This window comes from Acinetobacter sp. YH12140 (assembly GCF_013418475.1).
In the GTDB taxonomy this organism is placed as follows: domain Bacteria; phylum Pseudomonadota; class Gammaproteobacteria; order Pseudomonadales; family Moraxellaceae; genus Acinetobacter; species Acinetobacter amyesii.
In genome coordinates, this window is the sequence record NZ_VPBZ01000010.1 from 90,128 (window position 1) to 113,161 (window position 23,034).

Sequence of the window (23,034 nt, forward strand, 5' to 3'; positions counted from 1 at the left end):
TCGAGTTATCAGATTATAAAATCTAACTAAAACTACTATCAATTTACTAAATGCCCCAAAGCGCTCGAATCAGGATAGGCTATAACAAATAACGAGATAGTCACTTTTGTGCATTTCGCTTTTTGCAGTGCGAAACAAAAGATTAATTAAACGAGTTAAGTAATGCCCAGTGAAAATTTGAAAACGAAACGACCTTTATATATTCCTTATGCCGGAAATACACTTTTAGAACTCCCACTTTTAAATAAGGGTTCTGCGTTTAATGAAGATGAACGTAAGAGCTTTAATTTGCACGGTTTAATTCCACACGTCACGGAAAGCATTGAAGAGCAAAGTCAGCGTTCTTATCAGCAATATTGTGCATTTAATAGTGATATCAATAAGCATATTTACCTGCGCAATATCCAAGACACCAACGAGACGCTGTTCTATCACTTAATTGAAAATCACCTTAGTGAGATGATGCCGATCATCTATACACCAACAGTGGGTGAAGCTTGTCAGCGCTTCTCGGATATTTATCGTCGTCATCGTGGGATTTTTATTTCATATCCTGACCGTGATCATATCGACCAAATTATTCATAACGTGAATAAAAAGAACGTGAAAGTGATCGTGATTACGGACGGTGAACGTATTCTTGGACTTGGTGACCAAGGCATTGGGGGGATGGGGATTCCAATTGGTAAGTTGTCACTGTACACCGCATGTGGTGGGATCAGTCCAGCTTATACATTGCCGATTACTTTAGATGTCGGAACCAATAACCAACAGCTGTTGAATGACCCGATTTATATGGGATGGAGTCAGCCTCGTATCAGCGGTGAAGAATATTATCAATTTGTTGATGACGTGATTAAAGCCATTCAACAACGTTGGCCAAAAGCGCTGATTCAATTTGAAGACTTTGCACAAAAAAATGCGATGCCTTTATTGGAAAAATATCGCGATAAAATTTGCTGCTTTAATGATGATATTCAAGGAACAGCAGCGGTGTCTGTCGGAAGTTTAATTGCGGCATCACGTGCAGCAGGCAAGCAGCTCAAAGATCAAATCGTCACATTCTTAGGGGCAGGTTCAGCAGGCTGTGGGATTGCAGAACAGATCATCAAGCAAATGGTGGCGGAAGGTTTAACCGATGCTCAAGCGCGTGCGCGGGTGTTTATGGTCGATCGCTTTGGTTTAATTACTGAAAATCAGCCGAATCTTTTAGATTTCCAACGCAAACTTGCGCAAGCACCGGATAACGTTGCTCATTGGGCAAATGCAGATTCAGTCATTTCGCTATTGGATGTAGTTACACATGCTAAACCGACTGTATTGATTGGCGTTTCGGGACAACCGGGACTGTTTAGCCAAGAGGTCATTGAAACGATGGCTGCGAATTGTGAACAGCCTATTGTGTTGCCACTGTCTAATCCAACATCGCGTGTCGAAGCGGTGCCTGCAGATATTATCGAGTGGACCAAAGGTAAGGCCCTGATTGCGACTGGCAGTCCATTTGCACCAGTGAATTATCATGGCAAGATTCATCAGATTTCACAGTGTAATAACTCCTATATTTTCCCGGGGATTGGTCTCGGTGTGATTGCATCTGGGGCGAAACGTGTGACTGAAAATATGCTGATGGCATCGAGCACGGCGTTGGCAGACTGTTCACCAAAATTGGCAGATCCAAATGCCGATTTATTGCCAAGTTTGGATTATTTACAGGATATTTCGAAGAAAATCGCATTGAAAGTGGCATTAGCTGCGATTGCTGATGGTGTTGCGCCAAATGTCAGCATTGAAGTACTAGAACAGGCCATTGAAGAGAATTTCTGGAAACCTGAATATCGTGATTATGTCCGTGTGACCTATTAATTTGGTCTAAAGATGCTGATTGAACAGAATCAATTTTGCAACTGATCGAAAAAATACCCTAATCCAGATTAGGGTATTTTTTTATGTATAGAGGCATATTTTTTTTAAGAAATACGAAAAATAATCGTGAGGGTCGTTTTAAATTTTGCGTTTATCGAGCTGGTTGGAAATGTGATCACCACAAGCTTGAACCAGCATTACGATCGCGACCAAGACCACAATCACTGCCAACATGATTTGCATATCAAAGCGTTGATAACCGTACCGATAAGCAATATCCCCCAAACCACCTGCACCGATAGCGCCTGCAATGGCAGAAGAATTAATCATGGTCACCAAGGTCACAGTAAAGCCCGCGACGATGCCGGGAAGCGCTTCAGGGAGCAGCACATGCCAAATGATTTGTTTGCGGTTACAGCCGATGGCTTGAGCGGCCTCAATCAGACCTTGATCGACTTCACGTAAACTCACTTCTGCAATGCGTGCAAAAAAAGGCGTGGCCGCAAGGGTTAAAGGCACGACGGCAGCCCAAACGCCATAACTGGTGCCCACGATAAAGCGCGTGAGCGGAATGAGCGCCACCATTAAAATCAGAAAAGGCACCGAACGGGTAATATTGACCAACCAACCTAGGGTGTGGTTTAGGCTTTTTGAAGGATAAATCCCGTGTTCAGCACTACACACCAATACGACCGCTAAAGGCAGGCCGATCAGAAAGGCCACAAAAGCTGAAACGCCGACCATCAGTAAAGTATCAATGGTTCCACTAATCAGTAAATCAATGAGTTGGTCGTGCATAGCCAAGTACCTCAATCTGTGCGATATGGTGTTTAAGTTGTTCAGATAAGGCGTTGATCTCTAAATGGCTGTGGTCCACAGCAACAATCAACGAGCCAATTAAATGCCCTTGAATACTATCGATATGACTTTGATACAGATGTACTGACGCGTGAAATTGATCAAAAATAAACTTTAAGTCAGGCGACTGTTGTAGTGTCGATTCATATCGTAATTTTAAAATGATTTGATCATTTGAATCTGACGGTTGTGGCTGAATGTCGCTTGGTAAATCAAGTTGTTCAAGGTTGAGTAACTCTTGTGTGATCTGCTGTTGAGGCGTAGAAAACACTTTCCAAACCTGTCCTGCTTCTACAATTTCGCCTTGATCGATCACTACAACCTGATCGCAAATCTCGCGAATGACCTGCATTTCATGGGTAATCAACACAATGGTAATACCGAGCTTTTGATTAATTTCTTTAAGCAAAGACAGCACAACAGAAGTACTTTCAGGATCGAGTGCAGAAGTCGCTTCATCACAGAGTAAAATTTCTGGATGATGAACTAACGCTCGTGCAATCCCAACACGTTGTTTTTGCCCGCCCGAAAGTTGAGAAGGGTAGTGCGCTGCTTTATTTTCAAGACCTACCAACTTCAGCACTTCATTCACTCGCTGAGCGATATCGGCTTGACTGAAATTGGCGATTTTAAGTGGCAGCGCGATATTGTCATACACGGTTTTGGCAGACATCAAATTAAAATGCTGAAAAATCATCCCAATACGCTGACGCAGAGCAATCAACTCTGCGTGAGTTAAGCTTGATAATTCCTGTTGATGGATGTGAATACTGCCATCACTGATTTGTTCTAAGCCATTCAGCGTTCGAATCAGCGAAGATTTACCCGCGCCGCTTTTCCCAATAATGCCGAATATTTTGCCTTGTGGAATATTCAGATTGATATCTTTTAAGGCATGAACCTGCTGTCCTTGCACATCATAAAATTTATTTAAATTTTTGATTTGGATATGGGGGACGGCAAATTCAACCGATGAACCGAAACTCACCATGAGTGACTCCTTATTTCCAACCAGGGAACCACAGTTTTGCACCAAAATCTGCGTCCAATGCTTGTTTAACTTTAGGTGAGTTTTGATAAATATCGACAAATTCACGCAGTTTATCATCATGATCTACATAGTCATCACGTACGGCAAATAAGATGGCAAAACGCTTGTCAGTATTGGAGTCAAATAACAATGCATTTTCAGGATCGGCAGTTTTTGCTAAACGTAAATAATGTGGGTAGCCAAAAGCCAGATCGACATCATCAATTGCACGTGCCGTTTGAGGGCCTTCCACCTCAATAAATTGAAGCTGTTTAGGATTCGCTGCAATGTCATTTAAAGTCGATAAAAAGTTATCTGGCTGTTTCAGTTCAATGAGCTTGGCTTGCTGTAACAGTTGTAAGGCACGGCCCTGATTGACCGGATCATTCGGAATCACCACTTTGGCTTTATGGGGTAAATCAGCAAAGTTTTTATACTTTTTTGAATACAGTCCGACATGGGTAGCAGCACCGACATCAAAGGCTTTGATTTTAAAATCCGTTTCTTTTTTTGCATTGTCTAGAAACGGCTGATGTTGGAAAAAGTTCGCGTCAATATCGCCGTGGTTTAGGGTGATATTCGGGGTATTCCAGTCCGAAAATTCCACCAATTTCACGTTCAGTCCTTGCTGCTTGGCTTCATCTGCGGCGACTTGTAAGGGTTTAGCAAAAGATGGGCTAATCCCAATCACCAATTCACTTTGATGACTTTTCTTTTGTTGATTCCAAATAACTAAGCCAATCACCAAGATGGCTACGATCACACCAATCAGTGTGAATTTAGATTTTGCTGTTTGTGCCATGGCACACCTCTATATTTCGAAATAATTAAATTTTTTGTCTAAAATATTGTTTTTTAATTGCAGCTTATGCTGTCTCAACGTTTTTAAGTGCTGCCTGAGATGACGTGTCTGAAGTGCGACATCGGTAGCGATGAGCAGGATGTGTCGTCGCTAAATGGTCACCTTGTTGAAACAGTTTTTGCCTTAAACTGCCAGTGTCATACGCAGTTTTATAGCGACCACGTTGCTGTAATTCAGGAATGACCAAACGGATAAAATCTTGGTGTGACTCAGGTGCAACGGTGCGAGTCAGATTAAATCCATCGATGCCAGTTTCATCCAAATAATCAATCAACTGTTCTGCAACGTTGGCGCCACTTCCGACAAAGAGCGGATATCGCCCACCTAGAACGTGCTGAGCACGCAAATCTTGGCGAGTGATTTTTTGCTCTTTAAATTTTTGATTGACCGATGCGATGCTATTGGTCTGCTGATATGGAATGGCTTCATCTTCTGCAAAGTTGGCGAGATTCATCCCAATCGAACTGGAAAAGTGTGCCAGTCCCGCTTCAGGGTTGGCATAGCGAATGTATTCAGCCAATTTCTCTTGGGCGAGCTCATCGGTCTCTGCAGTCACCACCGTAATGCCTACAAAGAATTTGATGGCTTGTGGGTCACGACCTTGCGCTGCGGTTTGGCTGCGAATTTTTTGTACCTGATTTTTAACTTTTTCTGCGCTGTCTGCACCGATAAACATGCCTTCTGCATGTTGCGTAGCAAAAGCTAAACCACGTGGTGAAGCACCGGCCTGATACAACACAGGGGTGCGCTGAATCGATGGAGAAACTTGAAATACCCCTTGGCTTTGATAGAACTTCCCTTGGTGTTGAATGGCATGTACTTTTTTGGGGTCGCTAAAGATGCGATTTGCTTTATCTTTTTGAACCGCATCATTTTCCCAAGAGCCTTCCCAAAACTTATAGCAAAGCTGCAAAAATTCTTCGGCTTGTTCATAGCGTAGGTCATGATCTTTCAAGCCTTTTTGCCCAATGAGGCGTTCTGCACTATCTAAATATCCAGTCACGATATTCCAGCCGATTCGACCTTGGGTCAGGTGGTCTAGGCTGGCAAATCGACGTGCAAATTGATAAGGCGTTTCATAGCTCAAATTGACTGTTACACCAAAACCTAAGTTTTCAGTGACCGCAGCCATTGCAGAAATCAGGGTGCTGGGGTCATGGCTCGGCAGTTGGATCGACTCTTTAAGTGTGAGATCGATATTGTCTTCATAAACATCATAGACCCCGGTGATATCCGCAATAAATAGCCCGTCAAACAGCCCTTGCTCCAAGGTTTTGGCAAGATCGGTCCAATAGCTCAGTTCATTAAAGCGGTGTGACTCATCGCGTGGATGGGTCCATAAGCCATGATTGATATGGCCGACACAGTTCATGTCGAAGGCATTCAGTAAAATTTTCTTGGCTGTATGTGATTGGGTATCTGCTGTGGTGATTTCGCTCATTACAAGGTCCCTCGACGTGGGGGCAATACGCCATTTAGGAGGTAATTGGCAATGAAGAAATATTTCCAACGCCCTGCATCATGCAAGGTGTGGACACGTGCATTACGCCAAAATCGATCTAGGCCATCTTCACGCTGACTGCCACGGCTGCCTGCAAGCTCAATCAATTTTGAAGCCGCTTTCAGTGCAGTTTCAGTACTATGCGCACGCACTTTCGCTACATCTAATGAGGCTTTTGCGATGTTTTCAGCATTGGGCTGTGGGCGAGCAGCATCGATGGCACGAGCGGCTTGTTTCAGCAAGACCTCACTGGCGCGAACATCTGCGGCAATGCGACCGAGTTCGTATTTGGTTAAAGGATCTTCGCTTGCAAGATCAAGACCTGAATCAATCCATGGTCGAGCTTGGTGTACGCGGCTCAAACTTTCTTCAAAGGCTGCGCGGGCTATACCGACTTCAATCGCAGCATGCATAATTTGCGCAAATGGCCCAACCAATGTCGGCTCCGTAAATGCACGATCAAAGGGAATGACATCTATGGCAGGAACTGCAACTTGGTGAAATTTTACAGAGCCGCTACCCGTGGTGCGCTGTCCAAACCCTGTCCAATCATCGATCAGCTCTAAACCTGTACTTTCACGTGCAATAAAGGCTAAATATTCACGACCATCGGGGTCTTTGACCAATGTGGGAATACGATGTGCAAATAAACTGCCGGTGCAATAAAACTTTTCACCATTCACCACAAAACCATCGTCATGAGGGCGAATCGACGTTTGTTTTTGCGCAGCGGTTTTGGTTTTAAACTCGGCTAAGGCATTGCCAAAACGTGCGCCAGCAAGCACTTCGGCATAAAGCTTTTGCTTTTGTTCAGCTGTACCAGTGTTTCGTAATACTTCCAATGCATAAAAATGGTTTTGTGGAATTTGTCCAATTGAACCATCAACACCACTCATAAGCGCAATCACTTGCGCCACGGTATAACTTGAAACTTCGGCACCGCCAAAAGCTTTGGGAACCGTGATTGCCCAGAGACCAGATTGGCTATAGGCCTCAATTTCATCAAAAGGGAGTATGCGTTCGGCATCACGTTGCACGGCATTTTTTCTAAATTGTTCGGCTAATTGTTTTGCAATTTCAAGTGCTTCTGCATCGGACTGAATAATATGCGCAGGTGTTGTTGATATGGCCTGTAGCGAATTAATATTTGGAAATGAGGTCATCAGAATTCTCCTTAAATCCACGCATGGCGTGCAGGTAATTTATGATTTAAGTAATAGTCGCCTAAGGTATGCAGCTTCCAGCGCACAGGATCATGTAAGGTGTGTACTCTGGCATTGCGCCAGTGTTGATCAAGGTTATGGGCACTCAAACTTGCACGGCTGCCGCCTAATTCAAGGAGTTTTTCAGAGATCTGTAAGGCTGCATCATTGGCATAGATTTTAGCTTCAGCGACACGAATCGAAGCTAGAGCGGCTTGTTGTTCACTCACCTGATCAAGCTGATCTAATTCATCGAGGTAATCTGCGGCTTCATCTAAAAGTAAAATCGCAGCATCCAATAAAACTGCAGATTTACCCACCTCTTGTAGGGTGTAGGGCTCAAAACTGGCTTTCTCAACTTGTGCATCCACAATCGGACGGGCTTTTTGTACCGCAGAAAGGGTGTCTGCAAAGGCAGCTTCCGCAATCCCGACATCGATCGCGACTTGCATCAATTGTGAAAAGGCGCCTCGATACGTTGGCCCTGCAGAAAGCTTACGTTCATCAAAAATTAATAGGGGGTCTACTGCTACATGGTTGAGTTTGACGGTGCCACTTGAGGTTGTGCGCTGACCAAAACCATTCCAATTATCAATCACTTCTACGCCTGTAGCATGTCGATCAATAATGGTCAGGACAACATGACCTTCAGGGTGAACGGCTTTAATCGCCAACCAATCTGCAAAACTACTGCCGGTTGAATAGAACTTTTCACCATCAACAACATACGTTCCATTTTCAATGCGCAGCGTAGTATTTAAGGTTTTGGTGTCTTTGGTATTGCGCTCTGGGCCACCATTGGCTAAACGTTTTCCCTGTAAAATTTCATTAAAAATAAAGGCTTTTTGTTCATCCGTTCCCATGAGGTCAATCATATACAGCAAGGCAATTTGGTTTTGTGGAATTTGGCCCACGCTAGAATCTGCTTTGTTGATAATGCGAAAAACCTGCGCCAGTGTCTTGTTCGACACGTAGGCACCGCCAAATTGCTTGGGTATACGAATGCCACCTAAACCTTTTTGACTGAATAAGTCGATTTCTGCAAAAGGCAGCAGGCGGTTCTGATCACGTTCATTTCGACCTTCCAAAGCAAAATCTGCAACATGATACGCTGCATGGATTGCTTCTAAGTCATTTTCAATAACATGAATATTTTCAGAGATTAAATGAGACATAATGACACCTTTAATAGATATCAAAACGCTACTCGTAAATGCGTGATTCTTTAAATGATGGATTATTCTTAACTTAGCAAAATGTCTGTTTAGCATTTAATCTGCATAAAAAATATGCAAATTTGATAAAATAAGTGTTTGATTTAGAACAATAGATGTAGGAAAAACAACAAGAGGATTGATGATGAAAATCTGGTGTTAGCAACTTTGTAGATATTCAACTTTAAAAATAATATATCTAAGACAGGGGCTTAGCCGTTTTTATTTTTTGAGTTGCAGCCATTTTGAACTCCAATTGATACTTAACATCATAGAGCTATGCACAGATTAAAAAAGGGCTGAAAATTGATTCAGATGTTTTTCATTCTGCAATAAAAAAGCCCCCATCTTTCGATGAGGGCTTTTTGAATTTGGAGCGGGAAAGGAGACTCGAACTCCCGACCCCAACCTTGGCAAGGTTATGCTCTACCAACTGAGCTATTCCCGCGGAGTCTATCCTGTTTTTTTACTAAAAAACTGAATCGAAAAAAATTTGGAGCGGGAAAGGAGACTCGAACTCCCGACCCCAACCTTGGCAAGGTTATGCTCTACCAACTGAGCTATTCCCGCGGAGTCTATCCAATTTTTTAAATAAAAACCGAATGAAAAAATTTTGAGCGGGAAAGGAGACTCGAACTCCCGACCCCAACCTTGGCAAGGTTATGCTCTACCAACTGAGCTATTCCCGCATAGCCACGTATAATACATTAAGGATTTTTCAGGTCAATAACTTTATGAAAATCTGTGCATCGTTTGCATAAAATAAAAACAATTTGTTTGAAAATTGGAATATTTTTGCAGGTCAAAGGATTCCATTTTGATGAAATCATGCAATTCAGGCGGTTTCAGCAACTTTGCGATACAAGAACTTCAACAAATACAGGCTATACTAAGACCAGTTGAACTTTTTTTGAATTTGGGAGAGCCGTTTTGAGTTTAGAACAGCAATTAATTGAGCGTCTACAGACATTAGCGCCTACACATCTTGAAGTGGTGAATGAGTCCGCAGGTCATGGTGGTTATTTCCCTGGTAAAGAGTCGCATTTTAAAGCGGTGATTGTGAGTGAGGCTTTTGCAGGCTTACGTTTGGTGCAACGTCATCAAAAAGTCTATGCCGCAGCAGGTGATTTACTTAGTCCGGGGCAAATTCATGCCTTGGCCATTCATGCTTTTTTACCCGAAGAATGGAAAGGTCAAGACACCACTAGCCCTGAATGTGCGCATGCACCTAAGTCATCTTAAGGTAAACCATGGAAACGCAATTAATCATTAAAATCATTCATATGTGTGGCGTGGCTTTAGGCTGTGCTGCCATTTTCATTCGTGCTTTTACGCTGTTTAAAGGGACGCAGGGCAATTTACCGAATCCATCAGGTCGTAAGTTTTTTGTTGCATTGCAACATGGCTCAATGGCTTTAATTGCCGTGACGGGAATTATCTTATTGTTTATGAAGAACTTTGATGTGCAGCCATGGTTCTATGCCAAAGTTGTACTATTTCTAGCGTTGCTGTCTTCTTTATCTAAAGCGTATAAAAAAGATGACAGTGTTTTATTGGTTCAGCGCCGTGCGGGCTTATTTATTGCAGCTGTTGCACTTATTTTCATCATTACATTGGTTATAATTAAACCAGTTTTTGGATAAATGGCTTATCCACATGGCCGATTTCAAGGCTTGAGTAAAAAAACAAAGATTAGAGGGTTTTGAATGCATACGCGTGTGGTATTTAACCAAAAAGGTGGTGTGGGGAAATCGAGTATTACGGTCAATTTAGCTGCGATAAGCGCGCACCAAGGTTTAAAAACTTTGGTGATTGACCTCGACCCTCAAGCCAATTCAAGTCAATATTTGTTGGGGGATGATGCGACCTACTCAGCAGATAAACCTGCCTTAGAGCCAAATATTGAAAATTATTTTGATGAAGTATTGGGTTCGCAGCAAAGCAAAGGTTTGTTGGGAAATGCCATTGGTTCGATTTTAAAAAATCGTACTAAAGGTCTAGAAAGCTATGTACATCAATCACCGTTTAAAAATTTAGATGTAATTCCTGCAAGCCCAAATTTGGGTGCGTTGGCACATGCCTTAGAATCTAAGCATAAAATTTACAAACTGCGTGATGCTTTGCAGCAGATGAGCGGTCAATATGATCGAGTGTTTATTGATACACCGCCGGCCTTTAACTTTTTTACTTTATCTGCGTTGATTGCGGCAGATCGCGTGCTGATTCCATTTGACTGTGACGTGTTTTCAAAACGAGCTTTACAGACTCTGATCGAAAATGTGTTGGAAACGCAGGATGATCATAATGATCGTTTGGAAATTGAAGGCATTGTGGTCAATCAATTTCAAGCACAGGCGAAGTTACCGCGTGAAGTTGTACAACAACTCAAAGATGAAGGTCTTCCTGTATTGGACAGCATGTTACCGCCTTCAGTGCTGATGAAAGAATCTCATCATAAAAATCAACCTTTAATCCATTTGGCTGCAGATCATAAATTGACGCAAGCCTATCAATCATTGTTCAATGAAATTGAGCAAAAGTAGTATCGAGAAAAGTATGAATGCACTTAAATGTGGTCTAGTTGCTTTCACTGCTGTTGTATTGGGTGCATGTGCAAGTACGCCTAAACCTAGCTATGTTTCACCTACACAGTATCAGTCTTTGAGTTGCCAGCAATTGCAAAGCGAATACAACCGAATCCACGACTATATTCAAAATGGTGTAGAAACGCCGAAGCGCACAGGCGTTGGTGTCGGTGTTGGCCTTGGTGGTGGCTGGGGCAGCCGTGGAGGTTGGGGCATTGGTCCGAGTATTTCGGTCAATATGGGACAATCTTCGAATACCAAACGTACCGAACTTTCACGTGTTTTAGGTGAGCAAGAAGCGATCGTACAGGCAGCAAAATTTAAAGGTTGTCCGATTATCGTTCGCACAAATTCGGCTACCGCAGCAAAATCATAAGCGGATCATGAGCAGGGGCTTAGGCCTGTGCTATGAGAAAAGTGTAATAAAATTTGTCAGTAGGCGAGGCGTCTACTGGCATTTTTTTTGAGTCAAATAAACTTCACTATTTAGAGCCAATAAAATATTTAAATCTATGAAAAAATTAAATTAAATATCATTCGTAAATTTTAATGCCTCCTTCTGATCTTGAATATTCAGCGTGATCACTTTGACTTGTACAAGGATAAAACTGACCTAGCGCGTACTTGTTTTTTTAAAATCATTTCGGCTAAGGTGTGCGCTTTGAAAAATTGTCTGGGTATTTATGATTGAGAGTTGGCTTTTTGTATTGGCAATGATTGCGGTGATGATGACGCCGGGACCTAGCAATGCACTAATGGCAAGCTCTGCACATCAACAAGGCATTGCAAAGACGTGCATGCTGATTCCTGCAGAATTATTGGGCTATTTCTATGCCATTAATTTGTGGGCGTTGATTATTCATTTAAGCGCTCCAGTGTGGCCGAATTTAATTCACTTGCTACATTTTCTCAGTATTGCCTATGTTTTATGGTTGGCTTTTCATTTGTGGAAATCGACGCATTTACATCGGTACAATCAAAAACATCCTTCAATTCAACCACGTGAATTATTCATTTCCTCATTAAAAAATCCGAAAGCCTTGCTTTTTGCTGCAGGTATTTTCCCGATTGAAACTTGGGCAAGCCCATTAAATTTTATTTTGGTTTTCGCTGTATTTAGTGTGGTTTTGCTGCCTGTTGCGTTGTTTTGGATGTCATTTGGACGGACGATTTTGGCCGGTAAGACCCAAAAAATTAAGGCCGATCTTCTGTATAAAGGATCGGCCCTGATGCTGATTTTATGTATGTTCCCTGTGGTTTTGCGCTTTTTTGCTTAAAGGTGTTCACCACATCGGTTTATTTCTTTAATTTTGCTCGAATAAAACCAATTACACCCGGTAAAACACTAATAATAATGATGCCAAAGATCAGATGGGTGAAGTTATCTTTCACGATGGGCATATTGCCAAATAAATAGCCTAAAGTGATAAATGAGCCGACCCAACAAATCGCACCAATCATGTTAAAAGTCAGGAAGTACTTGTAGTTCATGCTGCCTGCACCTGCGACAAAAGGCGCGAAGGTTCGTGCAAAAGGAATAAAGCGGGCAAAAATAATGGTTTTACCACCATGTTTTTCAAAGAATTTTTGCGTATTCACCAAATGTTGACGGTTAATGAAGCGTGATTCAATTTCAAAGACACGTGGGCCAATATATTTACCAATATGGTAGTTCAGCGTGTCGCCCAAGACTGCCGCGATAAACAGCAAAATCACCAAAACCCACGGATCCATGGCACCTGTTGACGCAGCGAGAGCACCTGCTGCAAACAGAAGACTGTCACCCGGTAAAAAGGGCATGACGACTAAACCGGTTTCAACAAAAATAATCAGGAACAGAATTGCATAAATCCATACGCCATAATTGGTAATGAACTCGAGTAAATGGTCATCAACATGTAGTATAAAATCAATCAGTTCCATGGGGCGTATATGCGTAAAATAGTGGTCTGATGCTATCAGTCTGGGGCAGCAAAGTCAGTATTAAAACGTAATTAATTATCAATAAAATCGTTCTATAAATAGAATGATGGGTATTAAAAAACTATATTTAAAGCGAATAGTAAACGACCTAATCTAAGCACATCTTTTGAACAGTATTAAAAATAGGTTTCAGTATGTTTAATCCAAATCTAGTGGTGAAAAATCTGAGTCAACAGCCGCAAATCAATGCAGTGATCAGTCTCGTTGCACGTATATTAATGGCTTATATTTTTATTGTGGCAGGTTGGGGGAAAATTACGGCTTACACTGCAACAGCAGGTTATATGGAGTCAATGGGTGTGCCAGCTGGACTTCTTCCGATTACTATCTTAGTCGAGCTAGGTGGCGGCTTAGCTTTATTGTTTGGTTTTCAAGCACGTTTTGCGGCATTGGGTCTAACCGTATTTAGTTTAATCACTGCATTTTTATTCCATGGTGGTGCTGAAGATGGCATTAACTTTATGAAAAACTTGGCGATGTCTGGCGGCTTATTATTTCTCATGCTGCATGGTGCTGGTAAATTCAGTTTTGATCATTGGATTGAAAAATCAAAATAAAGTTGTCATGAGTCCGAGCATCCATCAAAGCGGCGTTCTGCCGCTTTTTTCATGTCTACCGCTGATTGAAAGCGGATGGGTAAAGTCCTGAAATGTGTTGTAAAAAACACCGTTTGGCTTGGGATTTTTGCCCCTGTCCGAATAGTGTGCGAAAGTCCAAGAAAAATGTTAGAATACGGCGCTTATATTCGTTGCCTGCATAGTTGTTTGCCATGACTACCAATACCCAAATTACTGAAGACCGTATCCTGATTTTGGATTTCGGTTCTCAATATAGTCAGCTTATTGCACGTCGTGTACGTGAAGCTGGTGTTTATTCAGAAATGTACGCATTTGATATGTCTGAAGAAGACATTCGTGCATTTAACCCAAACGGGATCATTCTTTCAGGTGGTCCAGAAAGTGTTCATGAAGAAGGTAGTCCGCGCGCACCACAAGTTGTATTTGAACTTGGTGTACCTGTTTTAGGTATTTGCTATGGTCTACAAACCATGTCAGAACAGCTTGGCGGTAAAGTTGAGCCAGGTACTGTGCATGAATTTGGTTATGCAGAAGTTGATATTAAAGTCCGTGATGCTTTAATTGGTGATCTTGAAGATACCAAAGACCAATTAAAAGTATGGATGAGTCATGGCGATAAAGTGACTCAAATTCCTGAAGGTTTCCAAGTCACTGCAAGCACACCAAGCTGCCCAGTGGCGATGGTTTCTGATGAAAAACGTCGTTTCTACGGTATCCAATTCCACCCAGAAGTAACTCATACTGCGAAAGGTGCTGAGTTATTGTCTAACTTCGTACATGGCGTATGTGGTTGCCGTAACTTGTGGAACTCAGAAAACATCATCGATCTTCGCGTAGAACAACTTCGTGAGCAAATTGGTGATCAAAAAGTTCTATTGGGTCTTTCAGGCGGCGTCGATTCATCTGTTGTAGCTGCACTTTTACACCGTGCGATTGGCGACCAATTGACTTGTGTATTCGTAGATAACGGTTTACTTCGTTTGAACGAAGGCGAACAAGTGATGGACATGTTTGCGAAAAACATGGGTATCCGCGTGATTCGTGCCGACGCTGAAAATCGCTTCTTAACAGCTCTTGCTGGTGAAGTTGATCCAGAGAAAAAACGTAAAATCATCGGTCGTGAATTCATTGAAGTGTTTGCTGAAGAAGCACGTAAGCTTGACGGTGTGAACTTCCTTGCTCAAGGTACTATTTACCCAGACGTAATTGAATCTGCGGCAAGCAAACAAGGTAAAGCACATGTGATTAAATCACATCACAACGTGGGTGGTTTACCAGAAGATTTAGCATTCGAATTGGTTGAGCCAATCCGTGATTTGTTCAAAGACGAAGTACGCCGTTTAGGTACAACACTTGGTCTTCCATTTGAAATGCTTTACCGCCATCCATTCCCTGGTCCGGGTCTAGGTGTACGTATCCTTGGTGAAGTGAAAAAAGAATATGCTGACATCCTTCGTCTAGCAGATGACATCTTCATGCAAGAACTTCGCGCAAGCGGCTGGTATGACAAAACTGCACAAGCATTTGCCGTATTCCAACCTGTGAAATCTGTGGGTGTCGTAGGTGATGGCCGTCGTTATGCATGGGTAATCGCGCTTCGTGCTGTAGAAACGGTTGACTTTATGACTGCACGTTTTGCACACCTTCCTTATGATCTTGTAGACAAGATTTCTACACGTATCATGAACGAGATTGCTGAAGTTTCTCGTGTTGTTTATGACGTATCGTCTAAACCACCAGCAACGATTGAATGGGAGTAAAACTGGGGTTTCACGAAGCACTGCTTCGTGCCAGTTTTACGCCAAGAGCTACGCTCGCGGCAGTGAGGGATTTCAAGAAGCGAAGCTTCTTGCCTAAATTACACCGAGAGCTATGCTCGCGGCGATCTAGGGAAATCTAGATATTTCTAATAAAAAAGGACGCCTCGGCGTCCTTTTTTCTATTTCAACATTCTATTTATAAACAATTGACCAACTACTATCGCTTTCATTATTCGGTTCAGCTTTAGGCTTCGCTTTATGGGTAAAGCTCTGCCAAGATTTCGTCGATTTACGTTCGGGTTTCATGCTTGAATCATAGCGCTCTACACGGTTACGGCCATTTTCTTTTGCCTGATACAGCGCAATATCCGCTTGCTTAATCAGTTCAGTTAAATTTTGCTTATGTGATTTAAGCTGTGAAACACCAATGGAGACGGTAAATTGGATCGGGTGATTTGCGACATTCAGCAATGATTGATTTTGAAGCGTTAGACGAATACGTTCCGCGATCAACATTGCATCCTGTATTTGCGTTTCAGACAGAAGCACAATAAATTCTTCACCACCAAAGCGGGCCAAGACATCTTTTTGGCGCATTTCTTTGCGGGCGGTTTCAGCGATACATTGCAGCACCTGATCACCAACATCATGCCCATAATTATCATTAATATGTTTAAAATGATCGACATCAAACATCAGTAAGCAAGTACTTGCAGGCGTTGGCCATTCATGGATACGGTGCTCAGCCAACTGAACAAACTGACGACGGTTGTATAACTGGGTGAGCTCATCTGTATGCGCAAGATTTTTCAGCGTATGCATATTCCAGTCGTCAAGCAAGGTACGTAAAAAATGACGACGTGCATTGAGTGTATTGTTCCAACTCATATGCAGGCTGATCATCCAAACAGGAATAGACACCACCACAAAAATCAGTGCTTCTTGCCATAATAAAAGCTGACTCACCGCAAAATACACCAATAGCGAAATGAGGCCCGAACAATACAAGGCGGGCTTAAATTGTGTTTGTACGCAGACATTGGCAATCAAGATAAAGATCGCTGCACCATAGATATAGGACGAGACCATTGGGCTATTTGAAGCCAGTAATAAGCCAATCCAAATCGCGGTGCTACAGACCGTACCAATCGGTAAGATCATATCGAGCACACGAATATCTTTTTTGTATTTAAACAGATAGAAGCTGACCAATAGGGCAGCAATAATCATGGCCACTCGAGAAAGACCTGACCAAAAGAACATGTCAGGGATAATAAAAATGTCAGCAAAGAAATAAAGAAGAAATGTAATCTGCGCCATGTAATTCACTTGACGTAAATAAGGTAACTGATGGGCATACTGATGTTGTAGAAAATAGTTTCTAAACTGCTTAGGAATACGTGCAAAAGGATCTGCAATGGCTTGTTCAATCTCGGCACGATTGGCAAGATCACACTCAGAAAGTTTCAAAGTATGATTATGATTTTTACGAACTTCCTGAGCAGACGAATTAGTCCGAGAACTCATTCGTACATCAACAGACATGTCCCTTCTCCATAAATGGCTTAAGAAAATTATGAATAAAAAATATACAAAAATATCTACCTGAAACTAGGGATTTTTCGAATGAATGATAAAAAATCGTCTGATGAATGTTACAAAATATATTATTAACTTGCTGTTTTATAAGTTGAAATTTGATTGCGTCCTGCAGATTTTGCTTGGTAAAGTGCCTGATCGGCCATGCGAATTACACTTTGTAAATCTCGGTTTTTTTGACCAAATTCGGCAACACCAATTGAAACGGTAAATTTAAGTTTTTGTAGTGTATCAAGTTCTAAATAATCATCGGCTATTGCCCGTCGTAGACGTTCGGCAATATCTTGAGCCTGACGCAGGTGTGTCTGCGGTAAAAGAATTATAAATTCTTCCCCGCCGAAGCGGGCAATGATGTCTTGGCTACGTAAAGTATGTCGGCACGTTTCGGCAATTTGTTGTAAAACATGATCACCAATATAGTGCCCAAACTGATCATTAATATTTTTAAATTTGTCGACATCAAAAATCAGTAATGAAAGTGGCTGTAACGGTTTGGACTGATGATGAATATGATAATTGGCAAGTTGAATAAATTGACGGCGATTGTTTAAGCCGGTCAGCACGTCGGTATGCGCCATAATATTGAGCGCTTCACGGTTCAACTGATCGAGTTTACTGTGTAAAAATACAATTCTGGATTTTTGCGTTGAATTCCAACTGATATACAAACTAAATAACAACACGGGCGAATAGATCAAGATAAACAGTTGCAGTTGATGGATATTGCCAGAAATGGCGAAATATACCCCAATCAGTAAAATTAGACTGATACATAGAGAAATGAGCACAGCAGCCTTAAAGCGGATTTGCACACATAAATTGGCTAACACAATAAAAACCAAAGATGCATATAAATAGATCGGCACATCGGGGCTATTGGATAAATTGAGTAGGCTAAACCACAGCGCAGAAGCACCAACGATCGATAGAGGAAGCATCAAGTCAAAGAGTAAAATGCTCTTACTATATGTATAAATGCCCCATGTGATGCCCATCATCAGTAAGGTATAGGCCGTTTTTAAGCCTATCGCGAGCAAACCCACATCGGGCAACATAAACCAATCCGCTATGGCATAAGAGAGATAGGCCAATTGTGCAACGATGTTGACTTGCAAAAAGAATTTAAAAAGTTGATGACGATGATAGTGGAAAAATTCTTGACGAAATTGAGCAGGAACACGAACAACGGTTCCTTTCAAGGCTTTTTGGATCAGTGCACGTGATTCTTTCTTATACTCATTAATCATGCAAGATTACCGATGGGTGAGCATGGTTTGTATGTAAGTTTATGTAACTAAAATAATCTATATCATTTTTATTTAAAATTAAACACGTTATTTCAATGATTTGTGAATTATTTGGTATTGTTTGGTCTAAAGTGAGTGTTAATTTGTGTTACTTAAATTTACATTTCACGTGATTTGAACAAGTAATTTCGCATTGGATATTGTCTAAATAAGCATCGAAAATTGTTATGCTGTATGTCATATTAGGCAACAAAAAAACGATTGTCCTATCTCTGTGATTCAGCGTATTAATGACAGCTGAAGAAGATGGAGTTAATGCAGATATAATGGAAAAAATGCATAGCTCTAGCCGGTAGTCCTTGCTTCGGCTTAGCCAAATTTAGGGTAAGAATATGACCAATACCAATTACACAGAAATATCTCATTCCGACGATTGTGAAAAATACGTCAATCAGTTCATTCAAGAATTTCCACTGCGCCGTGCTGAAATTGGTCAAGGCACAGTGATTAAACGTGCTTTACCAAGTCGGCATAAACGGATGATTGGTGCATGGTGTTTCCTTGATCATGCCGGTCCAGTGCATTTTCCGCAAGGTGATGGCTTAGATGTCGGTCCACATCCACATATTGGTTTGCAAACGTTTACCTGGATGATTGATGGTACCATGATGCATACCGACAGTTTGGGCACACATCAGTTAATTCAGCCCAAACAAGTCAATCTCATGACAGCGGGTTATGGTATTTCGCATACTGAGGTTGCTCCAGAGTCTGAAACACAAATGCATGCTGCGCAGCTTTGGATTGCATTGCCAGATGACAAAATCAATATGGCGCCTCAGTTTGACCATTACCCAGAGTTGCCTGTGGTGACACAAGACGGGATTGAATTGACGGTCTTGGTGGGTGAATTTTTACAGACTAAATCGCCGGTAAAAGTACATAGTGAATTATTGGGTGTCGATCTGCGTAGTTCGGAAAGTCAAAGTACCGTCCTGCCGCTCAATCCAAAATTTGAATATGGCTTTATGGCCCTCGAAGGGACTGCCAGTATCAATGGTCACGAGCTAAATGAAGACAATATGGTGGTACTTGAGCCGGGCTTAACCCAAGTCAAAATTGACCTACATGCAGGTGGCCGTGTTTTATTATTAGGAGGTGAACCTTTTGAATCACCGATTCTGCTGTGGTGGAATTTTGTGGGGCGCACACAAGAAGAATTGAATATTGCCCGTGAGCAGTGGATTAATCAGGACGAACGTTTTGGCTCTATTCCAGACTATGATGGTCCACGACTAGAAGCACCGGCTTTCCCTGATAAAATGCGTCCATCACGTTAACTTAAAAATAAAAATGAACAGCCGTACCTGTGGTGAAAATGGTGCGGCATAACCATGAGGGAGTCATTATGGGTATCGTCGCAACGGCAACAGTAAACACCTTACAAGCACCGTGGTCAGGTGAAATTCAGAGTGGAAAACATCAACTTATTACCGATAAGCCCGAATCATTTGGCGGTGGGGACTTAGGTTTAGCACCGTATGACCTACTGTGCGCATCCTTAATTTCATGCACCATGATTACCTTGCGCATGTATGCAGCACATAAACAAATCCAATTGGGGGAGTTTAGTGTCGAGGCAGACTTTTGTGCGAACCGTGAAGGTGCTGAATGGGTTGAGCGACGCCTGCATTTTCAAACATCCTTGGATGCAGAATTAGAGCAAAAGATCTTGTCCATTTGTGAAAAAACTCCAGTGACAAAAACTTTATTGCGCAGTGTAGACATTAAAACCACTCTAGTTTAATTTAAATGCAGGTCGCTACTGTAATGTGCAAAATTTAGTTTTGATACAGATCCAAGCAGTGATCTGACACTTTTTATGATTTAACTACTTCAAAATAATAATGGCATGCCAGAAATAAGAAAATTTTAGACTTCATATAGGAGATGAACCCATGCGGGTGCTACATCATCTAGAAAAATCTCGTTCATTTCGTATTTTATGGGCAATGCAGGAATTAGGACTGGATTATCAGGTTCAGTTTTATCTGCGCCAGCCAAATTTGTCTGCTCCCCCTGAGCTTAAAGCCATCCATCCTTTAGGGAAGTCGCCCATATTGCAGGATGATGGACTGGTCTTGGTAGAATCTGCAGCGATCTTGGAGTATTTACAAGAGAAGTATGATCGGCATGATTTTTTTGCAGCCAAGGCGGAACATTCAAAACAACAATATCGCTTTTGGATGCATTATGCCGAAGGTTCTCTAATGCCGTTGTTGGTGATGCAGTTGGTCATGAGCAATGTGCCACGCCATGTACCTTGGGTCATCAAACCCGTCGCTAATCGTATTTGTGATGGGGTCAAAAAAGGTTTTGTACGACCTCGCTTAAAAGAACATATCGAGTTTTTAGAAAAACATTTAGCGGAAAATGAATATTTTGCGGGACCGTTTAGCTTTGCGGATATTCAGATGACGTTTCCATTAGAAGCCGTCATGACCAGAACTCAAGGGCGATATCCACAAATTCAGGCTTTCTTACAACGGATGCAACAGCGTCCTGCATATCGCCGTGCCAAACAACAAGAACAACAGTTGGAAGCACAGCAAGACCGGCAGGATGATTCTGCTTAGCTCACATGATACAAGCGTTCTTTAGGGAAGACGACTTTAAACAGCGAACCACGGTTTTCTTTGGACTCAATTTCAAGGTGTGCCTGATGTTGCATCAAAACGTGTTTCACGATGGCAAGACCTAAACCTGTTCCTCCCGTTTGGCGACTACGTGCGCTGTCCACACGGTAAAACCGTTCCGTTAAACGGGGTAAGTGTTTCGGGTCAATCCCGATACCCGTATCTTCAACGGTAAAATAACCATGCGTACCATCATCATGCCAACCAATGGTCACAGTACCGCCTTTGGGGGTGTATTTAATTGCATTGGTGATGAGGTTACTAAAGGCACTCGCCAATTCCATATCTGATCCGATCAGGTCACAGTGACTATCAATCTCGAGATTCAGTGTATGTCCATAATCTACATTGTAAGCATGTGCATCGTCATATAGTTGGTTCATTAGGCTGGGCATTTCAATGATTTGATTTTTAGCAACTTTTTTATCATTTTCCAGACGAGATAATAATAACAAGTCATTAACCAAAGCATTCATACGGCGGGTTTGAGACTGCATTTGATCGAATGCGCGTTTCCAGCGTGGATTTAAATCTTCCTGATCGGTAAAGGTTTCGATATAGCCACTTAAAACCGTAAGTGGTGTGCGTAGCTCATGTGAAATATTATCGACAAAGTCTTTACGCATTTGCTCAAGGTTATGCATGCGCGTGACGTCATAAGCCACCAATAAACGACTTTCGCGACCAAAACGGGTTAATTTGACTTGTACATAATGGTCTTCAAGTACCGATGATTTCATTTTTAAACCATCGGGGGCTAAATCGATATTGGTAAAGTATTCGATAAAACTAGGCTGTCTTAAAATACTTAAAATATTGCGCCCTTGATCGAGCTGTTGAATCCCCAAAAGCTTTTCTGCGGCAGGGTTCCACCATTCGATTTGGTGTAATTCATCAATCAATACCACAGCTTCAGCAAGTGCCACCAAGGAAGATTGAGCGCGGTCGATCAGACCAACCATTTCAGCTTGTACAATGCGTTCTTGACGCTGCGCACGGTATACATTAAAGAGCAAAGCCCCCCAAATACCGTCTAAATTTGGCGGGACATCATAGGGACGATTTGAAATCCATTCGTTGACCAAGTACAGCGAACGCATTTGCAATGCAAAGAACACTGCAAAGGCGATTAAGATGCAGATCCATAAGTACCCGATACCAAAGCCGATGAGTGCAGCAATGAGTAGGAAAAATGCCAGAAGTCTCAAATCCTGCTTGGCAAAAGTCCATAAACTGCTGTAACGGAATTTTTTATGTTCACTGGCAAGTTCAGGGACGGGATACGGTTCGTACATAGAAAATTAAAGACCTAAAATGACTAACCCATCACAGCGTCTGCACGGGTAGAGAAACGGTAACCTGTACCACGAACAGTTTGGACATAACGATCGGCTTGGAAAGGTTCAAGAACTTTACGCAAACGACGAATATGCACGTCAATGGTACGGTCCTCAATATACACGTTTCCACCCCAAACCTGATCTAATAATTGAGCACGGGTATAGGCACGTTCAGGATGAGTCATGAAGAAGGCCAGTAGACGATATTCAGTCGGTCCCATATCTAAAATGGTGTTACCAAAGCTGACACGTTGGCTGACTGGATCGAGGATTAAACCATTGGCATCAATGGTTTTTTCACCCCCCAATGCATTTGAGCGACGTAGCACCGCTTTAATGCGTGACACCAACTCACGGGTGGAAAATGGTTTGGTCATGTAGTCATCTGCGCCCGCGTCTAGACCTTGGACTTTATGGTCTTCTTCGCCGCGCGCAGTGAGCATGATGACTGGAATCTCTGACAAATTTTCATCGCGTTTTAAACGACGACATAGGTCTACACCACTCACGCCGCCAGGCATCATCCAATCTAATAAAATCAGTGCAGGACGCTGATCCACAATCATTTGGTGCGCTTGTTTGGCATCTTCAGCTTGCTGACATTGAAAACCAGCCATATCCAGTGAAGTATGGATCATTTCCCGAATCGGGAGTTCGTCGTCGACGATTAAAATATAGTCATCTTTCACAGCGCAATACCCTATTTTATGTAAACG

The 23,034-nt window shown here is 42.1% G+C and carries 22 protein-coding genes and 3 tRNA genes; 11 read left to right on the top strand and 14 right to left on the bottom strand.

Features of this window, described 5'->3' with window-relative positions; genetic code table 11:
- Nucleotides 1–162: 162 nt before the first annotated feature.
- Entirely contained in the window at nt 163–1,863 is a 1,701-nt protein-coding gene (locus FTU75_RS15145) for an NAD-dependent malic enzyme (protein WP_078194067.1), read from the top strand.
- 138 nt (nt 1,864–2,001) lie between these two features.
- On the opposite strand, the gene FTU75_RS15150 is transcribed toward FTU75_RS15145, so the two are convergent.
- The 9 genes from FTU75_RS15150 to FTU75_RS15190 form a co-directional block, all read right to left on the bottom strand.
- The gene (locus tag FTU75_RS15150) at nt 2,002–2,661 is read right to left on the bottom strand and encodes a methionine ABC transporter permease (RefSeq protein WP_078191524.1); all 660 of its coding nucleotides are present in this window, start codon (nt 2,659–2,661) and stop codon (nt 2,002–2,004) included.
- Entirely contained in the window at nt 2,642–3,712 is a 1,071-nt protein-coding gene (locus FTU75_RS15155) for a methionine ABC transporter ATP-binding protein (protein WP_180116325.1), read from the bottom strand. The genes FTU75_RS15150 and FTU75_RS15155 overlap by 20 nt, the downstream gene beginning before the upstream one ends.
- A 10-nt stretch (nt 3,713–3,722) precedes the next feature.
- The gene (locus tag FTU75_RS15160) at nt 3,723–4,553 is read right to left on the bottom strand and encodes a MetQ/NlpA family ABC transporter substrate-binding protein (RefSeq protein ID WP_180116326.1); all 831 of its coding nucleotides are present in this window, start codon (nt 4,551–4,553) and stop codon (nt 3,723–3,725) included.
- 64 nt (nt 4,554–4,617) lie between these two features.
- Nucleotides 4,618–6,054, bottom strand: coding sequence for an LLM class flavin-dependent oxidoreductase (locus FTU75_RS15165; protein WP_180116327.1), 1,437 nt, complete (start codon nt 6,052–6,054; stop codon nt 4,618–4,620).
- Entirely contained in the window at nt 6,054–7,277 is a 1,224-nt protein-coding gene (locus tag FTU75_RS15170) for an SfnB family sulfur acquisition oxidoreductase (protein ID WP_180116328.1), read from the bottom strand. The genes FTU75_RS15165 and FTU75_RS15170 overlap by 1 nt, the downstream gene beginning before the upstream one ends.
- Before the next feature lie 11 nt (nt 7,278–7,288).
- The gene (locus FTU75_RS15175) at nt 7,289–8,491 is read right to left on the bottom strand and encodes an SfnB family sulfur acquisition oxidoreductase (RefSeq protein WP_180116329.1); all 1,203 of its coding nucleotides are present in this window, start codon (nt 8,489–8,491) and stop codon (nt 7,289–7,291) included.
- A 411-nt stretch (nt 8,492–8,902) separates the two neighbouring features.
- Nucleotides 8,903–8,978 (bottom strand) — tRNA-Gly (locus FTU75_RS15180).
- Nucleotides 8,979–9,024: 46 nt separating this feature from the next.
- Nucleotides 9,025–9,100 (bottom strand) — tRNA-Gly (locus FTU75_RS15185).
- A gap of 46 nt (nt 9,101–9,146) precedes the next feature.
- A tRNA-Gly gene (locus tag FTU75_RS15190) sits at nt 9,147–9,219 on the bottom strand.
- Nucleotides 9,220–9,460: 241 nt separating this feature from the next.
- Between FTU75_RS15190 and FTU75_RS15195 the strand changes: the two genes are divergently transcribed.
- The 5 genes from FTU75_RS15195 (at nt 9,461) to FTU75_RS15215 (ending at nt 12,392) form a co-directional block, all read left to right on the top strand.
- Complete coding sequence (locus FTU75_RS15195; protein WP_078191519.1) at nt 9,461–9,772, top strand: BolA family transcriptional regulator; 312 nt, start codon at nt 9,461–9,463, stop codon at nt 9,770–9,772.
- 8 nt (nt 9,773–9,780) lie between these two features.
- Nucleotides 9,781–10,173 (top strand): SirB2 family protein, encoded by a 393-nt coding sequence (locus tag FTU75_RS15200; protein ID WP_180024727.1) that lies wholly within the window; start codon nt 9,781–9,783, stop codon nt 10,171–10,173.
- A gap of 63 nt (nt 10,174–10,236) precedes the next feature.
- The gene (locus FTU75_RS15205; protein ID WP_180116330.1) at nt 10,237–11,073 is read left to right on the top strand and encodes a ParA family protein; all 837 of its coding nucleotides are present in this window, start codon (nt 10,237–10,239) and stop codon (nt 11,071–11,073) included.
- A gap of 13 nt (nt 11,074–11,086) precedes the next feature.
- Nucleotides 11,087–11,491, top strand: coding sequence for a hypothetical protein (locus FTU75_RS15210; RefSeq protein WP_180026158.1), 405 nt, complete (start codon nt 11,087–11,089; stop codon nt 11,489–11,491).
- A 307-nt stretch (nt 11,492–11,798) separates the two neighbouring features.
- The gene (locus FTU75_RS15215; RefSeq protein ID WP_180116331.1) at nt 11,799–12,392 is read left to right on the top strand and encodes a LysE family translocator; all 594 of its coding nucleotides are present in this window, start codon (nt 11,799–11,801) and stop codon (nt 12,390–12,392) included.
- Between the two features lie 19 nt (nt 12,393–12,411).
- Here the strand turns inward: FTU75_RS15215 and FTU75_RS15220 are convergent, their stop codons facing one another.
- Nucleotides 12,412–13,038: a DedA family protein gene (locus FTU75_RS15220; protein WP_078191514.1), complete on the bottom strand. Its 627-nt coding sequence runs from the start codon at nt 13,036–13,038 to the stop codon at nt 12,412–12,414.
- Nucleotides 13,039–13,232: 194 nt separating this feature from the next.
- Here FTU75_RS15220 and FTU75_RS15225 point away from each other — a divergent pair, with 194 nt between their 5' ends.
- Together FTU75_RS15225 and guaA are read left to right on the top strand one after the other, a co-directional pair.
- Nucleotides 13,233–13,655, top strand: a complete 423-nt coding sequence (locus FTU75_RS15225; RefSeq protein ID WP_078191513.1) for a DoxX family protein — start codon at nt 13,233–13,235, stop codon at nt 13,653–13,655.
- Between the two features lie 212 nt (nt 13,656–13,867).
- Nucleotides 13,868–15,436, top strand: coding sequence for a glutamine-hydrolyzing GMP synthase (gene guaA / locus FTU75_RS15230; RefSeq protein WP_180085648.1), 1,569 nt, complete (start codon nt 13,868–13,870; stop codon nt 15,434–15,436).
- Between the two features lie 192 nt (nt 15,437–15,628).
- Here guaA and FTU75_RS15235 read toward each other — a convergent pair whose 3' ends face one another.
- The gene (locus FTU75_RS15235) at nt 15,629–16,963 is read right to left on the bottom strand and encodes a GGDEF domain-containing protein (RefSeq protein WP_257223813.1); all 1,335 of its coding nucleotides are present in this window, start codon (nt 16,961–16,963) and stop codon (nt 15,629–15,631) included.
- Nucleotides 16,964–17,106: 143 nt separating this feature from the next.
- Nucleotides 17,107–18,282 (bottom strand): GGDEF domain-containing protein, encoded by a 1,176-nt coding sequence (locus FTU75_RS15240; protein WP_180116333.1) that lies wholly within the window; start codon nt 18,280–18,282, stop codon nt 17,107–17,109.
- 392 nt (nt 18,283–18,674) lie between these two features.
- On the opposite strand from FTU75_RS15240, the gene FTU75_RS15245 reads away from it, so the two are divergent.
- The 3 genes from FTU75_RS15245 to FTU75_RS15255 all read left to right on the top strand — a co-directional run bounded on the left by FTU75_RS15245 (nt 18,675) and on the right by FTU75_RS15255 (nt 20,918).
- A complete protein-coding gene (locus tag FTU75_RS15245; protein WP_078194052.1) occupies nt 18,675–19,622 on the top strand; it encodes a pirin family protein in 948 nt (315 codons plus the stop codon).
- Between the two features lie 68 nt (nt 19,623–19,690).
- Nucleotides 19,691–20,089 (top strand): OsmC family protein, encoded by a 399-nt coding sequence (locus FTU75_RS15250; RefSeq protein ID WP_180059666.1) that lies wholly within the window; start codon nt 19,691–19,693, stop codon nt 20,087–20,089.
- 151 nt (nt 20,090–20,240) lie between these two features.
- The gene (locus FTU75_RS15255; protein WP_180116334.1) at nt 20,241–20,918 is read left to right on the top strand and encodes a glutathione S-transferase family protein; all 678 of its coding nucleotides are present in this window, start codon (nt 20,241–20,243) and stop codon (nt 20,916–20,918) included.
- On the opposite strand, the gene phoR is transcribed toward FTU75_RS15255, so the two are convergent.
- Complete coding sequence (phoR, locus tag FTU75_RS15260) at nt 20,915–22,273, bottom strand: phosphate regulon sensor histidine kinase PhoR (RefSeq protein ID WP_078191505.1); 1,359 nt, start codon at nt 22,271–22,273, stop codon at nt 20,915–20,917. The genes FTU75_RS15255 and phoR overlap by 4 nt on opposite strands.
- 23 nt (nt 22,274–22,296) lie before the next feature.
- Nucleotides 22,297–23,007 carry a phosphate regulon transcriptional regulator PhoB gene (phoB, locus tag FTU75_RS15265; protein ID WP_078194048.1) on the bottom strand — a complete coding sequence of 237 codons (711 nt, stop codon included), beginning with the start codon at nt 23,005–23,007 and terminating at the stop codon, nt 22,297–22,299.
- Nucleotides 23,008–23,034: the final 27 nt, after the last annotated feature.